The sequence below is a fragment of the Paenibacillus sp. 11B genome (assembly GCF_030487755.1).
GTDB classification, from domain to species: domain Bacteria; phylum Bacillota; class Bacilli; order Paenibacillales; family Paenibacillaceae; genus Paenibacillus; species Paenibacillus vandeheii.
Map to the genome: position 1 here is coordinate 26,273 of NZ_JAUKNS010000007.1, position 20,220 is coordinate 46,492.

The 20,220-nt window shown below is 46.5% G+C and carries 21 protein-coding genes, 1 pseudogene and 1 other annotated feature; of the genes and pseudogenes, 13 read left to right on the plus strand and 9 right to left on the minus strand.

Annotated features, from left to right (window positions below):
- Nucleotides 1-2: 2 nt before the first annotated feature.
- From zwf to yunB, 4 genes are all read left to right on the plus strand, one after another.
- On the plus strand, nucleotides 3-1,457 hold the full coding sequence (gene zwf, locus Q0V21_RS25945; protein ID WP_285078490.1) for a glucose-6-phosphate dehydrogenase: 1,455 nt from the start codon (nucleotides 3-5) through the stop codon (nucleotides 1,455-1,457).
- 401 nt (nucleotides 1,458-1,858) lie between these two features.
- A complete protein-coding gene (gnd, locus tag Q0V21_RS25950; RefSeq protein WP_301881233.1) occupies nucleotides 1,859-2,752 on the plus strand; it encodes a phosphogluconate dehydrogenase (NAD(+)-dependent, decarboxylating) in 894 nt (297 codons plus the stop codon).
- Between the two features lie 87 nt (nucleotides 2,753-2,839).
- Nucleotides 2,840-3,484 (plus strand): fructose-6-phosphate aldolase, encoded by a 645-nt coding sequence (gene fsa, locus Q0V21_RS25955; protein WP_024632668.1) that lies wholly within the window; start codon nucleotides 2,840-2,842, stop codon nucleotides 3,482-3,484.
- Between the two features lie 207 nt (nucleotides 3,485-3,691).
- A complete protein-coding gene (yunB, locus tag Q0V21_RS25960; RefSeq protein ID WP_301881234.1) occupies nucleotides 3,692-4,567 on the plus strand; it encodes a sporulation protein YunB in 876 nt (291 codons plus the stop codon).
- 115 nt (nucleotides 4,568-4,682) lie between these two features.
- Here yunB and Q0V21_RS25965 read toward each other — a convergent pair whose 3' ends face one another.
- Nucleotides 4,683-5,702 carry a M23 family metallopeptidase gene (locus tag Q0V21_RS25965; protein ID WP_443146352.1) on the minus strand — a complete coding sequence of 340 codons (1,020 nt, stop codon included), beginning with the start codon at nucleotides 5,700-5,702 and terminating at the stop codon, nucleotides 4,683-4,685.
- A gap of 254 nt (nucleotides 5,703-5,956) precedes the next feature.
- Between Q0V21_RS25965 and lipA the strand changes: the two genes are divergently transcribed.
- Complete coding sequence (gene lipA / locus Q0V21_RS25970; protein WP_024634402.1) at nucleotides 5,957-6,856, plus strand: lipoyl synthase; 900 nt, start codon at nucleotides 5,957-5,959, stop codon at nucleotides 6,854-6,856.
- Nucleotides 6,857-6,870: 14 nt separating this feature from the next.
- Nucleotides 6,871-7,254, plus strand: a complete 384-nt coding sequence (locus Q0V21_RS25975) for a YutD family protein (RefSeq protein WP_236642253.1) — start codon at nucleotides 6,871-6,873, stop codon at nucleotides 7,252-7,254.
- A 28-nt stretch (nucleotides 7,255-7,282) separates the two neighbouring features.
- Here the strand turns inward: Q0V21_RS25975 and Q0V21_RS25980 are convergent, their stop codons facing one another.
- A complete protein-coding gene (locus tag Q0V21_RS25980) occupies nucleotides 7,283-8,086 on the minus strand; it encodes an NAD kinase (RefSeq protein WP_024634403.1) in 804 nt (267 codons plus the stop codon).
- Between the two features lie 104 nt (nucleotides 8,087-8,190).
- On the minus strand, nucleotides 8,191-9,444 hold the full coding sequence (gene ylbJ, locus Q0V21_RS25985; RefSeq protein WP_079348955.1) for a sporulation integral membrane protein YlbJ: 1,254 nt from the start codon (nucleotides 9,442-9,444) through the stop codon (nucleotides 8,191-8,193).
- A gap of 560 nt (nucleotides 9,445-10,004) precedes the next feature.
- Here ylbJ and Q0V21_RS25990 point away from each other — a divergent pair.
- Both Q0V21_RS25990 and Q0V21_RS25995 read left to right on the plus strand, forming a co-directional pair.
- Nucleotides 10,005-10,382 carry a globin domain-containing protein gene (locus Q0V21_RS25990; protein ID WP_024634405.1) on the plus strand — a complete coding sequence of 126 codons (378 nt, stop codon included), beginning with the start codon at nucleotides 10,005-10,007 and terminating at the stop codon, nucleotides 10,380-10,382.
- A gap of 36 nt (nucleotides 10,383-10,418) precedes the next feature.
- A complete protein-coding gene (locus Q0V21_RS25995; RefSeq protein WP_079348977.1) occupies nucleotides 10,419-11,150 on the plus strand; it encodes a DUF2225 domain-containing protein in 732 nt (243 codons plus the stop codon).
- A gap of 17 nt (nucleotides 11,151-11,167) precedes the next feature.
- Here the strand turns inward: Q0V21_RS25995 and Q0V21_RS26000 are convergent, their stop codons facing one another.
- Together Q0V21_RS26000 and Q0V21_RS26005 are read right to left on the minus strand one after the other, a co-directional pair.
- Nucleotides 11,168-11,401, minus strand: coding sequence for a hypothetical protein (locus tag Q0V21_RS26000; protein ID WP_024634407.1), 234 nt, complete (start codon nucleotides 11,399-11,401; stop codon nucleotides 11,168-11,170).
- Nucleotides 11,398-11,568 (minus strand): YycC family protein, encoded by a 171-nt coding sequence (locus tag Q0V21_RS26005; RefSeq protein WP_079348954.1) that lies wholly within the window; start codon nucleotides 11,566-11,568, stop codon nucleotides 11,398-11,400. The genes Q0V21_RS26000 and Q0V21_RS26005 overlap by 4 nt, the downstream gene beginning before the upstream one ends.
- A 117-nt stretch (nucleotides 11,569-11,685) precedes the next feature.
- Between Q0V21_RS26005 and Q0V21_RS26010 the strand changes: the two genes are divergently transcribed.
- On the plus strand, nucleotides 11,686-13,485 hold the full coding sequence (locus Q0V21_RS26010; RefSeq protein WP_301881242.1) for a M3 family oligoendopeptidase: 1,800 nt from the start codon (nucleotides 11,686-11,688) through the stop codon (nucleotides 13,483-13,485).
- Between the two features lie 273 nt (nucleotides 13,486-13,758).
- Nucleotides 13,759-14,172, plus strand: a complete 414-nt coding sequence (locus Q0V21_RS26015; RefSeq protein WP_079348952.1) for an O-methyltransferase — start codon at nucleotides 13,759-13,761, stop codon at nucleotides 14,170-14,172.
- A gap of 80 nt (nucleotides 14,173-14,252) precedes the next feature.
- Here the strand turns inward: Q0V21_RS26015 and Q0V21_RS26020 are convergent, their stop codons facing one another.
- Both Q0V21_RS26020 and Q0V21_RS26025 read right to left on the minus strand, forming a co-directional pair.
- The gene (locus Q0V21_RS26020; RefSeq protein ID WP_079348951.1) at nucleotides 14,253-14,486 is read right to left on the minus strand and encodes an alpha/beta-type small acid-soluble spore protein; all 234 of its coding nucleotides are present in this window, start codon (nucleotides 14,484-14,486) and stop codon (nucleotides 14,253-14,255) included.
- A gap of 197 nt (nucleotides 14,487-14,683) precedes the next feature.
- Complete coding sequence (locus tag Q0V21_RS26025; RefSeq protein ID WP_301881245.1) at nucleotides 14,684-15,661, minus strand: aldose 1-epimerase; 978 nt, start codon at nucleotides 15,659-15,661, stop codon at nucleotides 14,684-14,686.
- A gap of 249 nt (nucleotides 15,662-15,910) precedes the next feature.
- Nucleotides 15,911-16,176 (plus strand) — a binding site (T-box leader).
- Between the two features lie 116 nt (nucleotides 16,177-16,292).
- On the opposite strand from Q0V21_RS26025, the gene trpS reads away from it, so the two are divergent.
- The gene (trpS, locus tag Q0V21_RS26030; RefSeq protein ID WP_024634308.1) at nucleotides 16,293-17,285 is read left to right on the plus strand and encodes a tryptophan--tRNA ligase; all 993 of its coding nucleotides are present in this window, start codon (nucleotides 16,293-16,295) and stop codon (nucleotides 17,283-17,285) included.
- A 120-nt stretch (nucleotides 17,286-17,405) separates the two neighbouring features.
- On the opposite strand, the gene Q0V21_RS26035 is transcribed toward trpS, so the two are convergent.
- Nucleotides 17,406-17,603, minus strand: coding sequence for a hypothetical protein (locus tag Q0V21_RS26035; protein ID WP_079348948.1), 198 nt, complete (start codon nucleotides 17,601-17,603; stop codon nucleotides 17,406-17,408).
- A 119-nt stretch (nucleotides 17,604-17,722) separates the two neighbouring features.
- On the opposite strand from Q0V21_RS26035, the gene Q0V21_RS26040 reads away from it, so the two are divergent.
- Entirely contained in the window at nucleotides 17,723-17,941 is a 219-nt protein-coding gene (locus Q0V21_RS26040) for an alpha/beta-type small acid-soluble spore protein (RefSeq protein ID WP_024634589.1), read from the plus strand.
- A gap of 106 nt (nucleotides 17,942-18,047) precedes the next feature.
- Here Q0V21_RS26040 and Q0V21_RS26045 read toward each other — a convergent pair whose 3' ends face one another.
- Complete coding sequence (locus Q0V21_RS26045; RefSeq protein ID WP_301881248.1) at nucleotides 18,048-19,028, minus strand: metal-dependent hydrolase; 981 nt, start codon at nucleotides 19,026-19,028, stop codon at nucleotides 18,048-18,050.
- A 252-nt stretch (nucleotides 19,029-19,280) separates the two neighbouring features.
- On the opposite strand from Q0V21_RS26045, the pseudogene cyoE reads away from it, so the two are divergent.
- Nucleotides 19,281-20,209 (plus strand): annotated as a pseudogene (gene cyoE, locus Q0V21_RS26050) (heme o synthase).
- Nucleotides 20,210-20,220: the final 11 nt, after the last annotated feature.

Sequence of the window (20,220 nt, forward strand, 5' to 3'; positions counted from 1 at the left end):
CAATGGACGCAATGACATTTGTCCTCTTCGGGGCAACAGGCGATTTAGCCAAACGCAAGATTTATCCTGCACTATATAATTTGTACATCGATTCAAAAATGCCAAAATCCTTCTCCGTTATCGGTCTTGGACGGCGCGAATTGTCGGATGCTGACTTCCAAGCGAATGTTGAAAAGTCACTGCATACCTTCTCCCGTCAAACACCGGAAGAAGAAGCTCAGGTTCGCGATTTCATTGGAGCTTTCCGTTATTGTTCTTTAAATAATACGAAGCTTGAAGATTACACCAAATTGCTGGAACTGGTTCAGAAGCGTGAACAAGAGCTGAATATTCCCGAAAATCGCATGTTCTACATGTCGGTAGCACCGGAATTCTTTGAGCCCATCGCCCTGAACATTCAAGAAAGCGGCTTGGGTAACACCAAAGGCTGGAAGAAACTCATCATCGAAAAACCATTCGGACACGATCTGCAATCTGCGCGTGAACTGAATGAGAAACTCAGCAATACTTTTGCAGAAGAAGAAATTTACCGTATTGACCATTTCCTTGGTAAACCGATGGTACAAAATATTGAAACTCTTACCTACGCAAATCCGGTCATTCAGGCTTTGTGGTCCAACCGTTACATTGCCAATGTACAGATTACGGCGAGTGAAACGGTTGGCGTGGAAGAACGTGCCGCGTATTACGACCAAAGCGGTGCCCTTCGTGACATGTTCCAAAACCATATGCTTCAATTGCTGATGATGATTGGTTTGCATCTGCCAAAACGCTGCACACCTGAAGAAATTCAATTCAAAAAGCAGAAGATCGCTGAAGCTCTTCGTCCATTGACGAAAGAGAATATCGCATCCGAAGTCGTTCGTGCCCAATATGGAGCAGGCGAACTGCAAGGTACTCCTGTTGTTGGATATTTGGACGAGCCTGGCATTCCAGCTGGTTCTCAGAACGAGACATATGTTGCCGCAAGACTGTGGATCGATGATCCATTCTGGAGCGAAGTTCCAATTTACATTCGTACAGGCAAACGCCTGGCTGAAAAATCGACCAGAATTGTTGTTGAATTCAAGGCTCCACTCAAAACAGGTCATGAATCCGAAAATACAACGGAGCCTAACCTGCTGACGATTGAAATTGGTCCGAAGGAAAGTATCTCGCTTCAATTGAATGCGAAAAACCCACTCAACCAAGGCGAAGTGGAACCAATGCATATGAACTTCAACTCAGGTGAGCGCAACATTCCAGAAGCTTACGAAAACCTGATCTTTGACGCAATGCGTGGCGATTCTACATTCTTCGCTCACTGGAACGAAGTTGAACTGGCTTGGCAGTGGGTACAACCGATCCTGGAAGCATTCCAGGAAGGCAGTGTGCCACTGGATACGTACAGCGCAGGTTCGCAAGGACCTGAGTCAGCAGATCGTCTGATCGCAGAGAACGGCTACCGTTGGTGGTAAGTGAAACGAAAAAGTGAGCATATGAAAAAATAACGTACAATTCGTTTTGCTCGATAATATGCAAATTTTAATAAAGTACACCGTTCCAATTTTGCATAAGTCCTTCCGGTAATACCCGGAAGGCAGCGAAAATTTTTGATATAGATTAGCGGCTCAATCTAAATCAGTTCATAACAATTACGCGCGAGTAGTGAAGGGGACGAAATCGATTCTGAAGAAGCGAAGCGTTCGCCTTTGTCTCTATATTTTAAGAATTAACATTATTAATCAAAAAAAATGGAGACAACAGCGATCGAAAGAACGATTCGTAACCGGAACGGCTGCTGCGCCACATGGTTAAGCACTTATTTTGGAATTGGCCAGATAAAATTAGAAATGTTCATAACAGGAGGAACTTAGCAATGAAACTTGGACTTATTGGATTAGGTAAAATGGGATTGAACTTGGGTAGAAACCTGATTGACCACAAGCATGAAGTGGTTGCTTTTGACCTTAACGCTGAAGCTGTAAATGAAATGAAAGAATACGGCGCAACAGGTGTATCTTCCTATGCAGAAATGGTGGCTTCCCTTGAATCCCCACGTGTATTGTGGATCATGGTTCCCCATAACGTGGTTGACGCTGTACTGGCTGAAGTAAGCCCACTGTTGTCCCAAGGCGACATCATCATTGAAGCGGGTAACTCACACTACAAAGAGTCCATCCGTCGTTACGAAGAAATGAAACCTAAAGGCATTCACTACATGGATGCTGGTACATCCGGTGGTATGGAAGGCGCGCGTAATGGCGCATGTTACATGATCGGTGGCGATCCTGAGGCTTGGGCAGTAGTTGAGCCTGCGTTCAAGGATACTTCCGTTGAAAATGGTTACCTGTATGCTGGTAAAGCAGGTAGCGGTCACTTCCTGAAAATGGTTCACAACGGTATCGAGTACGGTATGATGGCTTCCATTGGTGAAGGCTTCGACGTATTGGAGAAAAGCGGCTTTGATTTCGACTTCGAAAAAGTGGCTCGTGTATGGAACAACGGTTCCGTTATCCGTTCTTGGTTGATGGAATTGACAGAGCGTGCATTCTCCAAAGATGCGAACCTGGATGAAATCAAAGGGGTTATGCATTCTTCCGGTGAAGGACGTTGGACAGTTGAAACAGCATTTGACCTGCAAACTGCTACGCCAGTTATCGCCTTGTCCCTGTTGATGCGTTATCGTTCCCTGGAAACAGACACATTCACAGGTAAAGTTGTCGCAGCATTGCGTAATGAATTCGGCGGCCACGCTGTAGAAAAAAATTAATTCATATATAACTGTTAACATATACGGATAATCGGGTAATGATAAGTATAGCTGTTTACAAAATTCATCAAGTGGAGGGAACATATCATGAAATTTTTCTTGGATACAGGTAATGTTGAAGAAATCAAACGGATCGAACGTCTTGGTCTGGTAGATGGAGTCACCACCAACCCGTCTTTGATTGCCAAAGAAGGTCGCGTATTTAAAGAAGTGATTCAGGAGATCTGTGGCGTTGTGAAAGGCCCGGTCAGTGCTGAAGTGATCGGACTTAAAGCCGAGGATATGTTGAAGGAAGCTTATGAAATTGCTGAGTGGGCACCGAATGTAGTGATTAAACTACCGATGACCGAAGATGGACTCTATGCTTGTCATGAACTGACTCAAAAAGGAATTAAAACGAATGTAACGCTGATCTTCTCTGCAGCACAGGGTCTGATGGCGGCGAAAGCTGGTGCAACGTACATCAGTCCATTTGTTGGCCGTCTGGATGATATTGCGGTGGATGGCATGAAGCTAATTCGAGATCTGCGTCTCATTCTGGATACGTACGATCTGCCTTCCGAAATTATTGCAGCAAGCATTCGTAATATCAAACATGTGGAGGATGCAGCACTTTCCGGTGCGCATATCGCCACTATTCCGGGCTCGCTCCTGCCAACATTGTGGAAACACCCACTGACTGACAGCGGCATTGAGCGCTTCCTCAAAGATTGGGAATCCGTTCCGAAATAATAAAATGTGGACAGTGGCCTGAATTTCTCAGAGCCATATTCCATAAAAAAGCCTTCCGTTTTGCAGACCAAATCTGCTGGCGGAAGGCTTTTTTGGTTGTGCATGATGATATCCGCGTACGAGCAGGTGCTGTCCTTCTTTTTCGGAACAACAGTGCATAAGGATAGTATATAGCCTATAGCTCATCCCGCAGGGGAGGGACGCCCGATGATGAGAAGACGATGGCGAAGCCGAAGACGCCGCAAGCCGCCAAGTGGCAGGCGCAAAATGTGGTTGATTATCGTATTGGTAACAGCGTTCTGTTTGATGCAGGGTTTTGCTTATGTCGATAAGAAAATGAAACCGCCCATCATGCATCTGGCCAAGATCAGAGTAAAGCAAATTGCAACGGAAGCGATCAACAAGGCCATTACAGCGCAGGTTTCCGAAGGCAAATCCACCGAAGGACTGATCGACTGGAAAACCGATACGGCTGGGAAAGTGTCCGGATTTATGCTGAATTACGATGAGCATATGCGGATCACCGCTAGTACGATGAACATTGTGCAGTCCACTTTGCAGAACGTGCATATGTTAAAAGAAAAAATTCCGCTGGGGCAGGCGTTGGGTAGTCCGGTACTGGCCTCCTTTGGTCCAAGTATACCGGTTCGTATTGAGCCTCAGGGAGCCGTTAAGGTGGATCTGAACACACGTCAGCAGAATGCGGGAATTAACATGATTCTGGTGGAAGTGTACATTCACATCATTGCCGAAGTAGCGGTGGTGGTGCCCTTTGACATGGAACCTGAGACCGTTGATACGGAAATTCCGATATCCTACCTGCTGGTAGTAGGCGATGTGCCAATGTACTACTACGATAATCAGGGCAAGCCGGTGGGCAGCAACGGCAGCAATGCACCCGCTATAGCACTGCCATCAGGTCAGACGGGTGTGTCCAGTGGTCATGGAGGGACGCCTAATTCAACCTCTCCCAATCAACAGCAGGCTCCAGCAAACGGTCTGAACGGAAATGGACTGGAGGTTGAGCCGGATTTGTCAGATCCAAATGCGGGATTGCAGCTTGACGTGGATGTGAACCACTAATGAATCAAAGGCAAATATTGAATAAAAAAACGGGGCCTCTATAATGGAGGTCCCGCTTTTCATTAAACATCATTTATTGTGAAATATGCAGTTTCATCATTTATCCAGATTTAGCTCATTGGTTTTTGTCTTTCTTCTGTTTACGTTCTTCCTGCTCCCAGTGCCTCAGATGCGGATAGGGGTCGAATGACCATTCGTGTAACCCACTGTCCCGATAGATGCCATAATGCAAATGAGGAGGGAACTTGCCCTGGGTACCCGGTTTTCCATACCCTGAGCTGCCTACCCAGCCCAAAATCTGACCAGGGGTAACCACTTCGCCGATATGAGCGTTTTTATCAAAACCCGATAAATGAGCGTAATAGTGGTAATGGTTGTTCAAATCACGAATGCCGATACGCCAGCCGCCAAACGGATTCCAGCCTTTGATTTCCACAACGCCGTAACAGGTGCTGCGCACAGGCAGTCCATGTGGTGCAAAAATATCCGTGCCTTCATGAATACGGTACCCGCCCCAGCTGCGTTTGGTGCCCCAAGTGCTGCGATACGAATAGTTGGTTCCGAGCGGGACGGGAAAGGCGTGTCCAAACAGATTGAGGCTGTCAAAATGCTCATATAATTTCGCGAATTGCTGAATGCGCTGCACAGCTCTGGAGTTATGATAATATTCCCACAGAGCGATGTTGAAGTCCTCCGGCTTGGTCCCATAATTCTGAATAATGGAGGCCATGCTGTAAAGTACATCCAGATCGTTATTGGCATCTGCTACACCGTCACCGGAACCGTCACGACCATACCCATTAAAAAAGACAATTGAACCCGGATGTTGATCCGTCTCGTCAGGATTTAGCCAGCCTCTCCAGGCTGGGGAGGTCATGAATATGCCAGTCAGCCTTTCCGGGTGTTTACGATCCTTCGGATGTGCACGCGAGATCGTTCGTTCATATTGATCGATTGCCGCGAGCCTGTACCAGGGAATGTGGGTCATCTGACCAATGCTTTCATACAGATGTCGGCGCGCAGCGAAAATGTCCTCTGGTTTCTGCTCTACAGCCTGAGGTTTGGAATCAGCGGCGGTGGGTTCACCGTAAACATCAACAGGCAAGAATGGGAGAAGCAGTGTGCCTGCAAGCAATGTTTTGATCCAAAAGGAATAAGTTAACCGCGATGTAAAGCCATCTTGCACAGGGAAGCAGCCCCCTTTCCATTGAGATGATGCACATGGTGCCCGATGAACCAAGCTATAACCTAGCGTTCTTCAAAAGTCTTCATTTTATCCATGTAAGACATGAATGCACAAGATGTGACAAATGGGGGTTTTTCCAACGCTTTCATGGTATAATATGTTCCGAGCAACAGCCTAACTTCAGTAGAAAGAAGGTTTATGCATTGGCTAAACGTGTTAAAGAACCGAAACCGGACTGGATTCGGATCAAATTGACAACCGGCGATAACTATCAGGAAATGAAAACGATGATGCGTTCCAAAACGCTGCATACAGTATGTGAGGAAGCACGGTGCCCGAATATTTACGAATGTTGGGCCAATCGGACGGCTACATTTATGATTTTGGGCGACATTTGCACACGGGCATGCCGTTTTTGCGCGGTGAATACCGGCTTGCCAACGGAACTTGATCTGCAGGAACCAGAACGCGTGGCAGAAGCAGCAGAACAGATGAATCTTCAGCACTGCGTAATTACGAGTGTAGCGCGTGACGACCTGAAGGATGGAGGAGCAACGATTTTTGCAGAGACGGTAAAGGCGGTTCGTCGTCGTTTGCCTTTATGCAGCGTAGAAGTGCTGATTCCGGACTTTTTGGGTGATCGGGATTCCTTGCAGATCGTGATGGATGCCAAACCGGACATCTTGAACCATAACATCGAGACAGTAGAGCGGCTATCGGACAAAGTCCGTGCCAAGGCGAAATACAAGCGTTCACTCGAACTGCTTGCTCGTGCCAAGGAAATGCAGCCAAATATCCCAACGAAATCGAGCATCATGCTTGGTGTAGGTGAGGAATATCATGAAATTTTGCAAACGATGGATGATCTGCGTGCTGTGGATTGTGATATTATGACGATTGGTCAATACTTGCAGCCATCAGAGAAGCATCTGTTTGTGGAGAAGTATTATCCGCCAGAAGAGTTCGCGGCATTGAAGCAGGAAGGACTGAAGCGAGGATTCAGCCACGTCGAATCCGGACCTATGGTCCGCAGCTCCTACCACGCCCATGAACAAGTGAAATCCGCTGCGAAAAATACGGAAAAATCAGCATCTCACGCATGATGGAGGAGACAGGTTTGGAAGAAGAAAAAAGTTCAGAACAGATTCAGGAATCGGTTCAGGAGCCTGTACAGGACAAACCCCAAGAACCGGTTATTGTTCAAATCGGCGGAAAGAATTATGAAATTGTGCAGAACCACAAAGACGGCTGGAATCCTGAAGTCTTCCGTGACCGTTACAGCGAAGTGCTGGAGCGGTACGATTACATTATTGGGGACTGGGGTTACAGCCAGCTGCGGTTGAAAGGTTTTTACCGGGACAACCATCCTAAAGCAACGAAGGATTCCACGATCTCCAGCATGGTGGACTATATCAATGAATATTGCAACTTTGGCTGTGCGTACTTTGTACTTCAGAAGAGCAAAGATCAGCCTCAAGCCAAAGCAAAAAGCGGTTCCTGAAAAGGACCGCTTTTTCTTTTGCATATGATTAGTCCAAAAAAGCTGTACGAACCCTGTTCCAAAACGGATAGGGACGGAAACGGGCAAAGCTGACCTTATGGCGGGCCACCTGACAGCGTACCGATATGAGATCTTCCACCATAACGTTTACGTGGTCAATGGTAAGCAATAACCGCTGATCCTTGCGTGAGAAGATATCACAGTGATGGTGCTTGGGCAAAATAACCGGTGAACCCAGCGTCCGATAGACGCGGTTATTGATTGAAGCGATCTCGGCGATTTGAATAGCCTCGATCGTGGGATGCACCATGGCGCCGCCAAGCGCCTTGTTGTATGCCGTACTGCCCGAAGGTGTAGATACACAAATTCCGTCTCCCCGGAACATCTCAAACGTAACGTCGTTAATGTCGACCTGCGCGACGACTGTACCGTCTACACCTTTTAACGTAAATTCGTTCAGTGCGATATAAGAGGTGTTGCCCGACTTTTTACGAATCTCAAGCTCCAGCAGCGGATACTCCACAATTCGGGGTTTGAGTCGTTCGGGGTCTCCTTTACCACTCATCAATCGAACCAATTCACGCAATTCTTCCTTCTTCCAATCGGCATAAAAGCCGAGATGGCCTGTATGAACCCCAACAAAAGCAATGTCCGGGATGCGGTCGATGAAATTGTGAAATGCTTGCAGCATCGTACCATCGCCTCCGATGGAGATGACAATCTCCGGCGATTCTGCATCCAGCTTAAACCCTTCCTCTTTGGCCAGCGCATGAAACTGCTGACTGAGATCAATCGATAACTGGTCTCCGCGGTCTTGAACATAGTATCTCAAGATGAAAGCTCCTTTGTGGTCATTATACTACCGATGATAATCAATTCCAGAGAAGAACACAATGTCGGATTGATATTCATTTGAATATAAACGCACTGGAAGGCTCATTTTTTCATACGTCGGGGTAAGAAAAAGGGACTCATCAGAGAAAGCATCAGCAGTAAAAGGATTATGCCTCCCCATACAGCCGCCCCTGAAAACAGGATCTGTCCCCAGTCTGGTGTATACAAAGATAATTCCGGCATGACACCGGTTTGGAACAAAACAGGCGATTCCAAATCACCCATCATCGGTATCCATAGCAAAAGTACAAGTATGGGTGCAATCAGAGCATGGATGGCTCTGGCAAACAGAAAGGGTCCATATCTCATTGGAGTGCTGCTCAGGACACTCATAATTTGGGCATGAACGGATAATCCTCCCCAGGAAAGGACGAAGGCAGCAGCAGCAGCTTTATACACGAGTGGAATGGATATGCCGGCCCCCCCTGCTTCTTTGGCTCCCAAAGTGACTTCGAATAATCCGCCTACAAGGCTATGGGATAAGGCTGGGGGAAATCCCGTATATAGAAGCAATTGTTCCGTAATCGCATATAATCCGCCGAGCCATCCGGTTTGCACGAGTAACTCCATCATGACGGAGAAGAATACAACTAACCCTCCTACGATAATAATAAGGCGAAGGGATGAGGAGATGGCTTGGCGCAACAATTCACCAAATGCCCGTCCATCCGCCTTTCTTGCCTCGTGCATTGCATAAATGGCTCGGATCAGCCTGTTTCTGTGAACCTCTTTGGAGGCGGAGGGAGAATCGATAATTGACGGTTGTTCCTTAACAGAGTCGCCGCCATGGAACCGCATAAGCAGGCCCACAAGAAAAGCAGCACCATAATGCGATGTGACCAGTATTGGAGCGATAGCAACATTATGAAAAAAACCGACCGATACGGCTCCAATCATGAAAATGGGATCGGATGATGTGGTGAAGGCAACGAGGCGTTCACCTTCTTCCCGAGTAACCAATTTTTGCTCCCACAATTGTGCGGTCAATTTGGCTCCAGTGGGATAACCGGAAGCACAGCTGACGGCAAACACAAAGCCGCCGCTCCCGGGAACACGAAATAGCGGACGCATAAGTGGATTTAAGAGGGTACCCAAAAAATGAACAATGCCGAATCCGAGGAGCAGCTCGGATAGCACCAGAAAGGGAAAAAGGGAGGGGAAAAGTACGTCCCACCAAATGGATAGTCCACGAACACCTGCATGCCAGGTTTCCGCCGGAAACAGCACCATCAGCACACACAGGATCAGGAGAGCTAGTGGGATCAGGACATGGGTGATTCGTTGTGAAGCGGCCATGAATTCTTCTCCTTTATTTTTGGAATGGTCAGTGTGCAGCAGAGCGTTCGTGCTTTTGCCATCAATATATGAGACAAAGCGGACAAACAGTACAAATTAATGTTTAGAAAGCGCTTGCAAAAGTGGCTGTGTTTTTAAGAGATGTATGCTAAAATAATAAAAACGCCTGAACGTCACCTCATATGTTCTAGAAGGTGGAATTAAATCGGATGGAGTGATGATTATGAGTCTTGTCACCGGAATCCTGGTTTGTGCTTTTGTTTATGTTATACGTGCCTCGCTTGTGCGCTCTGAAGAAGAGGACTGGCGAAGTTATTAATGAAATATCTGGTGCGCCAAACCTCACGTTTGGCGCTTTTTTTGTGCCTTCAGTACGAGATAGACCTGTACGAGTCATGGCTATGTGGAACCATAACCCTTTCATGTTATATAGGACTTTTGGGATTTTTTTGATAGAATGAAGATAAAGGCGTTCTTGGCCTTGTTCTTGAATCTCCTTTCATAATTAAGCATGGGAGTGTAATATATGTCAAAATTCGACACTGAAAGGAGGGGAAACAATGAATCCTAGTTTGAGCATCTACGACAATCTCGGTGGGGAGGCAGGCGTTCGCGCACTGGTTGAAGCTTTTTATCCGATTGTTCAGCAGAATGAGAAGCTGGCACCTCTTTTTCCAGAGAATATTCAGCCGGTAATCGACAAGCAATACATGTTTTTGTCTCAGTTCTTCGGTGGACCAGCATTATTTTCCGAGGCTTTTGGTCATCCAATGATGCGTGCCCGCCATATGCATTTTGAAGTGACGGTTGAACGGGCAGAAGCTTGGCTCGCATGTATGGATCAAGCGTTGACACAGGTCGGTGTGGAAGAACCGTTGCATTCTTTCGTCCTGCAGCGATTGTCGGGGCCAGCACATCATTTTGTGAATACACCTTAGTTCCGATTACACGCATATGGGAGAGGGATGGACGGAGTGGAATTAGAGCCCCTGTATAAGGTAAAGGTGAAATGTCATTATTGCGAGACCGAGTATGACACCTCACGCGTAAGACCAAGCTTGAAACGGCCATACCGGACGGATTCCGATTTTTGTGCTTACTACAAGCGGGAGAATCCGGATTTCTATGTTGTACGAATCTGTCCGACTTGTGGATTCGCTTCGACGGAGAATTCGACAGAACAATTAAACGATAAACAGCGCAAGGATTTTAAGGAGCAAATCGGCAATCGCTGGGTGAAACGAGACTATAGCGGTGCGCGGACACTTGAACAGGCGATGGATTCATACAAGCTTGGATTGTTGTGTGCTCAGGTTATTCAGGAGAAAGATCGTGTCGTTGCGGGTCTGCTGCATCATATTGCCTGGCTTTATCGGTATATGGAGGATCATACCCAGGAAAACCGCTTTCTCGAATTTAGCCTGGATGCTTACGTAAAGGTTTTTGAACGGGAAGGCACTGGCGGTAATGAAGCCAAGCTGTTGTATCTGCTGGGGGAGTTGAATCGCAGGGTAGGTCGTTTCCATGAGGCTGTAAAATGGTTCGGCCGAGTCATTCATGACAAGCGCATTACCGATGCTGCCATGATTCGTTCTTCACGGGAGCAGTGGGCATTGCTGCGGGAACAGATGATTTCGGGCAAAATGGAGCTGCCAGCTGAAATGATTGAAGCAGACAAAGAGGCTACGAAACGTAGCCCCATTTGATAAGTGACAGTTGTTCTCTAATTGCGGACAGGACGACTGGATAGCAAGTAATCACTATCGTTGTCGACGACAGTCATACTGGTATTACAACAAGGAAAGACCAGCAATTTCTTTTTGCCTTCACGAATGCGTACAAGCTCCTTCGGTTTGAGTGGCAGCAGTACATTGTTCGCATGGCAGTACGGACATTGCTGTACATAAATGTCCCCCATTACAATATCGTAAGGCCAGCTGTTTTCAAAGGGAATCATTCTTGCTCGCCTTCCGTAGAGGCAGGTTTAGCCGCTTCTTGTTTGGCCAGTTCGGCGATTTTCTGCATCAGGATATGCTGCGGCATATGCATCAGATGTTCGAGGGGAACACCCAGAGATTCTGCTAATTTGACGGCTGTGTCAGCCGAGACTTGTAAAGGTTTCATACGATGACCTCCTGAAATAGCTTAAACTATTTCTCTAGTATAGAGATATAGCGCTTATAAAACCAGTTCTAATTCAAGGTTAATTATACATTCTACTGAGAGAGGGGCCTTATTTAAATGAAAACACCATTACAACCCGTCTGGGATCTGGAGTCCATTTTTAGTGGAGGATCTGCCTCCGAATCTTTCGCTGCTTATTTAATTGAGCTGGAGCAGGATGTACGCAAGCTGCAAGTCCTTTTGAAGGAAACACCTGCGCCCAAGTCGCTGGAAGAAACAAATGCGTTCGACCCGATCCTGGAACTGCTGCAGAGCTGTTATATGCGAATTTCGGAAGGGTCTGCATTTGTCTCCTGTCTTTCTTCACAAAACCAAAATGATAAAAAGGCAATTCAGCTTCAGGGAACCATGAGTTCTCTTGGCGCGATGTTGAACAGTACCAAGTCCCAATTCGATAATGTACTTAGCCAGACGACAGACTCGGTGTGGGAAGCATGGATTGCCCGGGAGAATATTCAGCCGCTTGCCTTTGCACTGAACGAGAGCCGTACGCAAGCTCGTGAGAAGCTGTCTCCGGAGCTTGAAGGACTTGCACTTGATCTCGGCGTAGATGGTTACCATGGCTGGGGCAAATTCTATAACACCATTGTAAGCAAGGTTAACATTCCATTTGAACAAAATGGTGAAACGGTAATGCTGTCTGCAGGTCAGGCTGCCAACAAGCTGAGCGACAGTGACCGTAATGTACGCGAAACTGTATTCGCTAACTGGGAACAGGCTTGGACTGATGTCGAAGACTTCTGCGCAGATACATTGAATCATCTCGCTGGCTTCCGTCTCAAATTGTATGAGAAGCGTGGTTGGGATGACATTCTCAAAGAACCATTGGCGATTAACCGGATGTCGCGTCAGACGCTCGATACGATGTGGAACGTAATTAATGGTGCTAAACCTGCATTGGTTCAATATTTGGAACGCAAGGCGAAACTGCTCGGTGTAGAGAAACTCAGCTGGAGTGACGTTGATGCACCAGTAGGCAAGTCGGGTGGAAAAGTCACCTATGATGAGGCGGCCATCAATATTGTTGATCAATTCGCCAAGTTTAGTCCCAAACTTTCCAAATTTGCAGAGATGGCGTTTGAGAAACGCTGGATTGAAGCAGAGGACCGTCCTGGCAAGCGTCCAGGAGGATTCTGTACTTCATTGCCACTCAGCAAAGCAACACGTATTTTCATGACCTTCTCTGGGACGCCGTCGAATGTGTCGACACTTGCCCATGAACTCGGTCATGGCTATCATCAGCATATTATGGAAGAGCTGCCGGCCTTGAATCAACGATACGCCATGAATGTGGCGGAGACGGCATCTACCTTTGCTGAACTGATTGTAGCGGATGCCCTGGTTCAGTCCGCAACGGATGAGCAAGAGAAGCTCGCTCTGCTTGAAGACAAGATTCAACGAAGTGTTGCGTTCTTCATGAATATTCACGCTCGTTTCCTGTTCGAGAATCGGTTCTATGAGCAACGCAAAAAAGGTTTGGTGAATGCAGATGAGCTGTCCAAGCTCATGGTGGAGGCACAGCAGGAAGCGTTCTGTGGTGCACTTGCATCCGATCATCCGCATTTCTGGGCATCCAAGCTTCATTTCTATCTGACAGGTGTACCATTCTACAACTTCCCGTATACGTTCGGATATATGTTCAGTGCAGGCATCTATGCCAGAGCGCAGGAAGAAGGCACGGCATTTGCCGATAAATACGATGATTTGCTGCGGGATACGGGCCGAATGACGGTAGAAGAACTGGCTCAGAAACATCTGGGTACGGATCTCACGCAACCTGATTTCTGGCAAAATGCTGCGAACCTGGTCATTGCCGATATTGATCAATTTCTTAAGATGACAGAATCCGCTAAATAGGATGCCTATATATGTAACGGGGCTGCAAAACTGTGTAAACGCACACAGGTTTGCAGTCTTTTTTGTCCTTTTTTTATATTTGTCTTCTGCTAAATAATTTGTCGCAATTAAGAGAAATAACTCGCTTGAAGGACGCAAAATGGCAATTAATTGTGCAAATTATAGTTATATTTACCCAAGTTTGTTTGTCTTTGTTGAATGACCACATATGTTGTCATATAATGAGTCGTAAGTCCTTGTTTTGTAGGATGAAGTGCACAAAGGAGGAGCGTTATGGTAAAAATTGACCAGCTTTCATTAGCACGACAATTGGATTTGGTGTTCAAAGAGCTTGATCATGAATTATCAGGTTTAGATTCAGGTGTAGTTTTTGTGCAAATACGAAATAATGTTATTGGGAAGTTTGGAATTCGACATAATCCGATAACCGGACGTGATGGTCAAATGGAAGTGGAGGACGGTGGATTAAACGAAAACCAGCGCTCTTCTTTCCGTGCAATGGCACTGGAGACTTTAAAATTCAAGCGTAATTGGACTCATGGAGAAATTGCATATGACTTTACAGTAAGACAAGGGATGATTTTGGTTGATGCCACGATGGAGTCCAACTATAATATGGCGAACCTGATGATTCGTTATCCTAGAACCAATACATACATGGATTCAGGCATGGAGTCGACTTCTTAATTGTGATGAGCACACAGGAAAGCGGCACTTCCGAGGAAGGCCGCTTTTTGTTGTTGCATATACGAGCGCGAATTACGAGCTTACGAACGACCCGATAATTGCTGCTCAGCGATTTGGACCAGACGTTTAGTGATGTAACCACCCAGAGAACCTGTCTCACGGGAAGTGTAGTTACCGTAGTAACCGTCTTGGGGAATTGTTACACCCAGCTCTTGTGCAGCTTCCATTTTCAATTGTTGCAAAGCTGCAGTAGCTTGAGGAACAACCAAATTGTTTGAAGAATTTCTATTTCCTTGGTTTTGACCTCCGTACATGTGTGTCACCTCCTTATGGCTTGGTGATGTTAGTATGGTTAGAGAATAAGGAAATATGCATGATATGGAGTAAGGTAAAATTTGGATAAACAAGATGAGAGATAACATGAAAAAAGCCGACCCAGTATGGATCGGCTACGCAAATAAATGGTAAATAAAGGGGCAATATCCCATAGAAAAATCTTGAGAGTACAAGATTATTTCTCGGTTGGCGGAACAATCTCAATACGTGTAAAAAGCTCAACGGGCTGTTGAGGTTCCAAACGAATCAGTCCCGTTTGCTCATCTGTTAAATGCAAATTGGGTGCATCAGGGAGCCAGGTGTAGGGTTCAATGCACAGAAATTGATCGGATTCGCCCTTTGTGAAGAGGACCCAATGTTTGAAAAATGCTTCATCTGCTGAATATTTCAACATATATCCGTCCTGCCTGCGCAAGTGAGCTACCGCGGATTGTCCTTCTGCAGCTTTCAAAATAGTATCCCAGTTTCGTCCTTGCATGTTCATGGCTTCGTTCAAAGCTGACCATTCACCGAGAGGTTCAATCTCTCCTGTGGGAAGTTGCTCTTCATTCAGGCCGTAGATTCCGGAAACAGGAAGTTGAAGTGTCCATTCGGCAGGTTTGCCGTCAAGCAGAAACCATGTATGATATCCCATTCCAAAAGGAGCAGGAGTGGAGCTCAGATTGGTTACTCGCAGACGCTGGCTTAACACAGCGTTTTGCAGTCTGAACGTCATCTCAAGCTTCAGAGGAATTGGAAATTGAGCCATCCAATGCTCTTCATTTTCAGTTAATAATTCCGTTGTAATTGCACAACCGTCTTCATCTTCTTCGATGTCGCTGACACACCAGGACTGGCTGCGGTGGAGGCCGTGAATATGGTTGTCATTGGCCGTATTCTGATCGAATTGGTAATGGACTCCCTCATAATCGAATTGTCCTCGATGAATGCGGCCTGGCGGAACCAGCAGCGGAACGCCGAAGTGATACGGCTTCTGCAAGTAAAAAGCAAGTTCATCTTCTTTCGGACTGCGAACGACTTCGCGGCCCTGCACGAGATCGCGAATCGAAATAATATTGTTTCCAAGACGCGGCAGCAGGGTAATCTCCAATTCACGGCTATGTAGGATATACGTGTCGTAACCATTCCATTGGCCTTTGGTCACTTGTTTCATATCGATGCTCCTTTTCCCACTTGAAATCTGTCTGCAAACGGCTATGCCTATCTGCCGTTGCAGGCGTGTCATTGTGTACATGCCACTTATCCGATTAGCATTCCGAATGAATGCTGGTGATCAGGATAAGCAATTCCATCATAACAGATTTCGGCGGAGTGGGTAAAAAAAGCTCTTTCCATTTTGACATTCTGGTCTCGGCGCATTAAGATGGAATTCTGAAAGCTGTGTTTTATCCAACGAATAATAATTAAAACGATGACAGGGATAAGTAAGTCATGAGAACTCTCTTCAGAAAGCCGGTGGGTGATGTGAACCGGTGGGAACTCTTTACCGAATGGACCCTTGAGTGCTGATTTGAACAGGCGCAGTCTGATCTTAGACTATCCATAGTAGAATCGGACGTATCCTCCACGTTACGGAGAAATGAAGGCATTTCTTCCACATGATCTAATCAGGTCTAGAGGAATGGAGAAATGCGAATAAGGGTGGCACCACGGTCTCACGTCCCTTGCGGATGTGAGGCCTTTTTGCGTCCGCTGAGAATAGAAGAATAGCTGGATGCCGCCAAAGGTTTAGAAATATACCCATTTGGTCATCCATAACTAGACACAGGGAGGCGTTATGTGAAATGAAAACAGTACTTTCCGGAATTCAGCCAAGTGGCAAGCTCACATTGGGCAACTACATCGGGGCAATTAAAAACTTTGTGAAATTGCAGCATGACTACCAATGTCACTTTATGGTAGTTGATCTTCACGCTGTAACAGTAGCTCAAGAGCCGGCAGCGCTGCGTGAGCAGTCCGAGGCGGTAGCTGCATTGTTTATTGCAGCTGGAATCGATCCTGCGAAATCTAATGTGTTTCTGCAATCCCATGTACCCCAGCACGCGGAATTGGGCTGGTTGATGACCACTCTGACTTCGATGGGTGAACTCGAACGCATGACTCAATTCAAGGACAAATCCTCCGGTAAAGATTCCGTTGGCGCCGGACTATTCGTATATCCTTCATTAATGGCTGCTGATATTTTGCTGTATAATGCTGACCTTGTTCCAGTAGGCGAGGACCAGAAGCAGCATTTGGAACTGACACGCGATCTGGCAGGACGCTTTAACCACCGTTATGGGGAGTATTTCACGATTCCAGACCCTTATATTCCACAGGTGGGTGCTCGTGTAATGTCTCTGGACGATGCTTCTTCCAAAATGAGCAAAAGTAATCCCAATGCAGGCAGCTACATTGCCTTGCTTGATCCGCCGGATGTGATCCGCAAAAAAATTAGCCGTGCCACAACGGATTCCGGTACTGAAGTTGTATATGATCCGGCAAACAAACCTGAAGTCAGCAATCTGATGAGTATCTACGCTGAATGCGCAGGCCTGACCTTGAAGGAAGTAGCGGAACGCTATGAAGGCAAAATGTATGGTCCGTTCAAAAAAGAACTGGCTGAAGTGGTAGTATCCGTTATCGAACCTCTACAGGAACGGTATCGTGAGATTCGCGAGTCTGGCGAATTGGCCGATATTCTAGAAACCTCAGCTCGTCGTGCAGAAGCGGTGGCTTCTCAAACACTTCATGCAGTTAAAGATCGTATGGGGTTTGTTCCTAGACGTACGCTGTAGTAGAACGAGGCAAGTGGCCTAAAGTAAATGAATTGTTCACATACTAAAGAGGAGCCCTGACAGGGCTCCTCTTTAGTATCGTTTCGTACTACCTAACCTAGAAGTTTGAAGTTTACAGGGTCAAGAAGTGGTTTCCGAAGTGGTCCGACCTTCCCGACGCTCTTTCTTTGCGCGAATAACGAATCCCCAGCCGATGTTGGCAACGGATACGACAAACAGCAGCGAAGCCAACCAGCCAGAGTACGAGATCATGATCGCCGTAACCGCTAACAACATAATCGAAGAGAATGCAAACCATAATGATAAACCCTTGCTCATTGGGAAAAACCTCCATACAAATATTTAATGAGATTCCGTATAACCTGAAGCGTACGAGCCATAATAACCTTGCAAGCTTGCAATACATTACAGACACAGATTGAAGGGAGATTTTAAATATGGCTCAAGGATCTCGTTCTAACAACTTGGTGGTACCTCAAGCAAATTCAGCACTGCAACAATTGAAAATGGAAGCTGCACAAGAACTGGGTGTAACTATTCCACAAGACGGTTACTACGGTAACTACACTTCCCGTGAAACAGGATCTCTGGGCGGGTACATCACCAAACGTCTGGTACAAATCGCTGAGCAGTCTTTGGCTGGGTCTGGCAAATAATTCATTATAACCAAACAGCAACAAGCAGAAGCCCGGAGCGGAAACGCTCCGGGCTTTCTCGCGCATCAGTTCCTATGTCTGATTGTGCCCTTCCATGCACCTTTCGTCAAGAGCGTGCGGATAAAAGTTTTTTATCCATTTTCTCGTCACTTAACCATCCGACATACGTATCAATCGTCTCGAAATTTCGGTCCATAACGACCACAGCGACAAAGGGGTACTGTTTGCGGTGTCGATAACGCACATCTGCCCAGCGTACCTTATATCCTGCTGGTAATTCTTCCACCTCTGCGACAGCATAGGACGTGAAGTACAGAAATGCAGTGACTTCAGGAGATTTGCGTGAGGCGGCAACAGCGGCATGAGTGGAAGATGAAGCATGGAGATTCCAGGTTAGGACGGAATGATCCATCTTGCCAATCTCATAACTGCCGTCTGCATATCTTTTCACTACATGCCATCGGTTCCAGGATATCGTAGGGATCACCATATAATGAGCCTCAGCATTATATTTGTCGATTCGCTTCACCTGTCTAACAGCCATAGCACGTGCTATCGTGCGCCATACATAATACAAGCCAATCAAAATATACAGTGAAACAAAGAGTGGAGCAGGGGCGATCAGATCGAAGGCCCATAACAAAATGGCCAGCACATGTGTAGTAAACAGAAACGGATCAAAAATATGAATGATGTTCCAGGCAATCCAGCGTTCTGTAAAAGGTCGTGCTGCCTGGGTTCCATAGGTATTGAACAAATCCGTAAAAACGTGAACGCATACGGCGACAGCAGTCCAGGCCGCGACGTGTCCAACAGCGACACCGGGAAAGATCAGTGCAATGACGCCGGTGATGAGTAGAACCCATAACAGGAGAAATGGCAGTGAATGGGACATGCCCCGGTGATTCCGGATATAGAGCGAGTTGCTTTTGAGACGCAACGCAGTATCGATGTCAGGGGCCTGCGAGCCTGCAATGGTGCCAACCATGACCGCGGCTGCAAGCATGGGACTCGTCGCGACAACAGGATCGACATAAGCCAGACCGGCCAAACCAATCCCCATGACAAAATGTGTAGAAGTATCCATAAACGTCTCCTTTGTGTGGTGTATCGTTAATGCGTATTGCCTCTCTATCTAGGTGATACCCATATATAGTGTATATTATCCGCCTACCGGGAAGCAAAACACCTAATTTCCAAAGATATGACAAGAACCTGCTCAATTGACAGCAATTGTACGATCATTGTCAAACTCTTTTTCCTTTTCCTGTGATAAACTTTATATCGGAGGCAGAGAGAGAAACCTCCATGAGATCAAAAGCAAGGGGGATCTGCAAGCGTGGACAATCCATTGAGATACCAGGCTTCTTCCGATTCGGCATCACGATCTGCGCCTCCGACGAAATCGGGGACTTGGAAAGATTTTATCCATATTACGAAACCGGGCATTCTTCGAACCAACCTTATTGCGGTTTTTGGTGGCTTTTGGCTTGCATCCCAGTGGGACATCGACTATGGCAAATTGATGCTGACCCTGCTCGGAACGGTACTGATTATGGCTTCTTCTTGTGTATTTAATAATTACTTTGACCTTGAACTGGATCTCAAAATGGAACGTACTCGCAACAGGTCCTTGCCAACAGGACGTTTAACACCCAAAGTTGTTCTATCCTATGCCATTATATTGGGTGTGCTTGGATTATTCGTACTCTTTTCCTTTTCCGGGGCACTTGCCGGATTATGCGGCATGTTTGGCATGTTTGTCTATGTGATTATGTACACCCTCTGGTTGAAGCGTTCGTCGACATGGAGCACCTCCATTGGTGGTCTGTCTGGTGCTATGCCGCAGTCATCGGGTATGTCGAGGTAACCGGACGTTTGGATCTTGGCGCTTGGCTGCTTCTGGCCATGTTGTTTCTATGGCAGCCTCCACACTTCTGGGCGCTGGCGATCCGCAGGGTGGAAGATTATCGGGCTGGCGGATTTCCGCTATTGCCGGTTGTGAAAGGTATTGAACGGACCAAGATTCAGATGATTCCATATCTGGTTTTGCAGATCTTTGTCCCGATTCTCATGTATGCCTACGGGTACGCAGGAATCTTCTATCTTACCGTTTCACTGATACTTTCTGTGCTGTGGCTGTACTACGCACTCATAGGCTTTCGTGCAAAAAATACAGATGCTTGGGCCAAAAAGGTATTCCTTTACTCCATTAACTATCTATCCTTGAGTTTTATATTGATGATTCTGGATACAGTGCACAAATAAGCAGCATGAAA

What these genes read in the sequence shown, in the direction of transcription:
- zwf (WP_285078490.1), top strand. Translation starts at nt 3, where the DNA reads ATGGACGCAATGACATTTGTCCTCTTCGGGGCAACAGGCGATTTAGCC.
- gnd (WP_301881233.1), top strand. Translation starts at nt 1,859, where the DNA reads ATGAAACTTGGACTTATTGGATTAGGTAAAATGGGATTGAACTTGGGT.
- fsa (WP_024632668.1), top strand. Translation starts at nt 2,840, where the DNA reads ATGAAATTTTTCTTGGATACAGGTAATGTTGAAGAAATCAAACGGATC.
- yunB (WP_301881234.1), top strand. Translation starts at nt 3,692, where the DNA reads ATGATGAGAAGACGATGGCGAAGCCGAAGACGCCGCAAGCCGCCAAGT.
- ylbJ (WP_079348955.1), bottom strand. Translation starts at nt 9,444, where the DNA reads ATGGCCGCTTCACAACGAATCACCCATGTCCTGATCCCACTAGCTCTC.
- Q0V21_RS25990 (WP_024634405.1), top strand. Translation starts at nt 10,005, where the DNA reads ATGAATCCTAGTTTGAGCATCTACGACAATCTCGGTGGGGAGGCAGGC.
- Q0V21_RS26000 (WP_024634407.1), bottom strand. Translation starts at nt 11,401, where the DNA reads ATGATTCCCTTTGAAAACAGCTGGCCTTACGATATTGTAATGGGGGAC.
- Q0V21_RS26005 (WP_079348954.1), bottom strand. Translation starts at nt 11,568, where the DNA reads ATGAAACCTTTACAAGTCTCGGCTGACACAGCCGTCAAATTAGCAGAA.
- Q0V21_RS26010 (WP_301881242.1), top strand. Translation starts at nt 11,686, where the DNA reads ATGAAAACACCATTACAACCCGTCTGGGATCTGGAGTCCATTTTTAGT.
- Q0V21_RS26015 (WP_079348952.1), top strand. Translation starts at nt 13,759, where the DNA reads ATGGTAAAAATTGACCAGCTTTCATTAGCACGACAATTGGATTTGGTG.
- Q0V21_RS26020 (WP_079348951.1), bottom strand. Translation starts at nt 14,486, where the DNA reads ATGTACGGAGGTCAAAACCAAGGAAATAGAAATTCTTCAAACAATTTG.
- Q0V21_RS26025 (WP_301881245.1), bottom strand. Translation starts at nt 15,661, where the DNA reads ATGAAACAAGTGACCAAAGGCCAATGGAATGGTTACGACACGTATATC.
- trpS (WP_024634308.1), top strand. Translation starts at nt 16,293, where the DNA reads ATGAAAACAGTACTTTCCGGAATTCAGCCAAGTGGCAAGCTCACATTG.
- Q0V21_RS26035 (WP_079348948.1), bottom strand. Translation starts at nt 17,603, where the DNA reads ATGAGCAAGGGTTTATCATTATGGTTTGCATTCTCTTCGATTATGTTG.
- Q0V21_RS26040 (WP_024634589.1), top strand. Translation starts at nt 17,723, where the DNA reads ATGGCTCAAGGATCTCGTTCTAACAACTTGGTGGTACCTCAAGCAAAT.
- Q0V21_RS26045 (WP_301881248.1), bottom strand. Translation starts at nt 19,028, where the DNA reads ATGGATACTTCTACACATTTTGTCATGGGGATTGGTTTGGCCGGTCTG.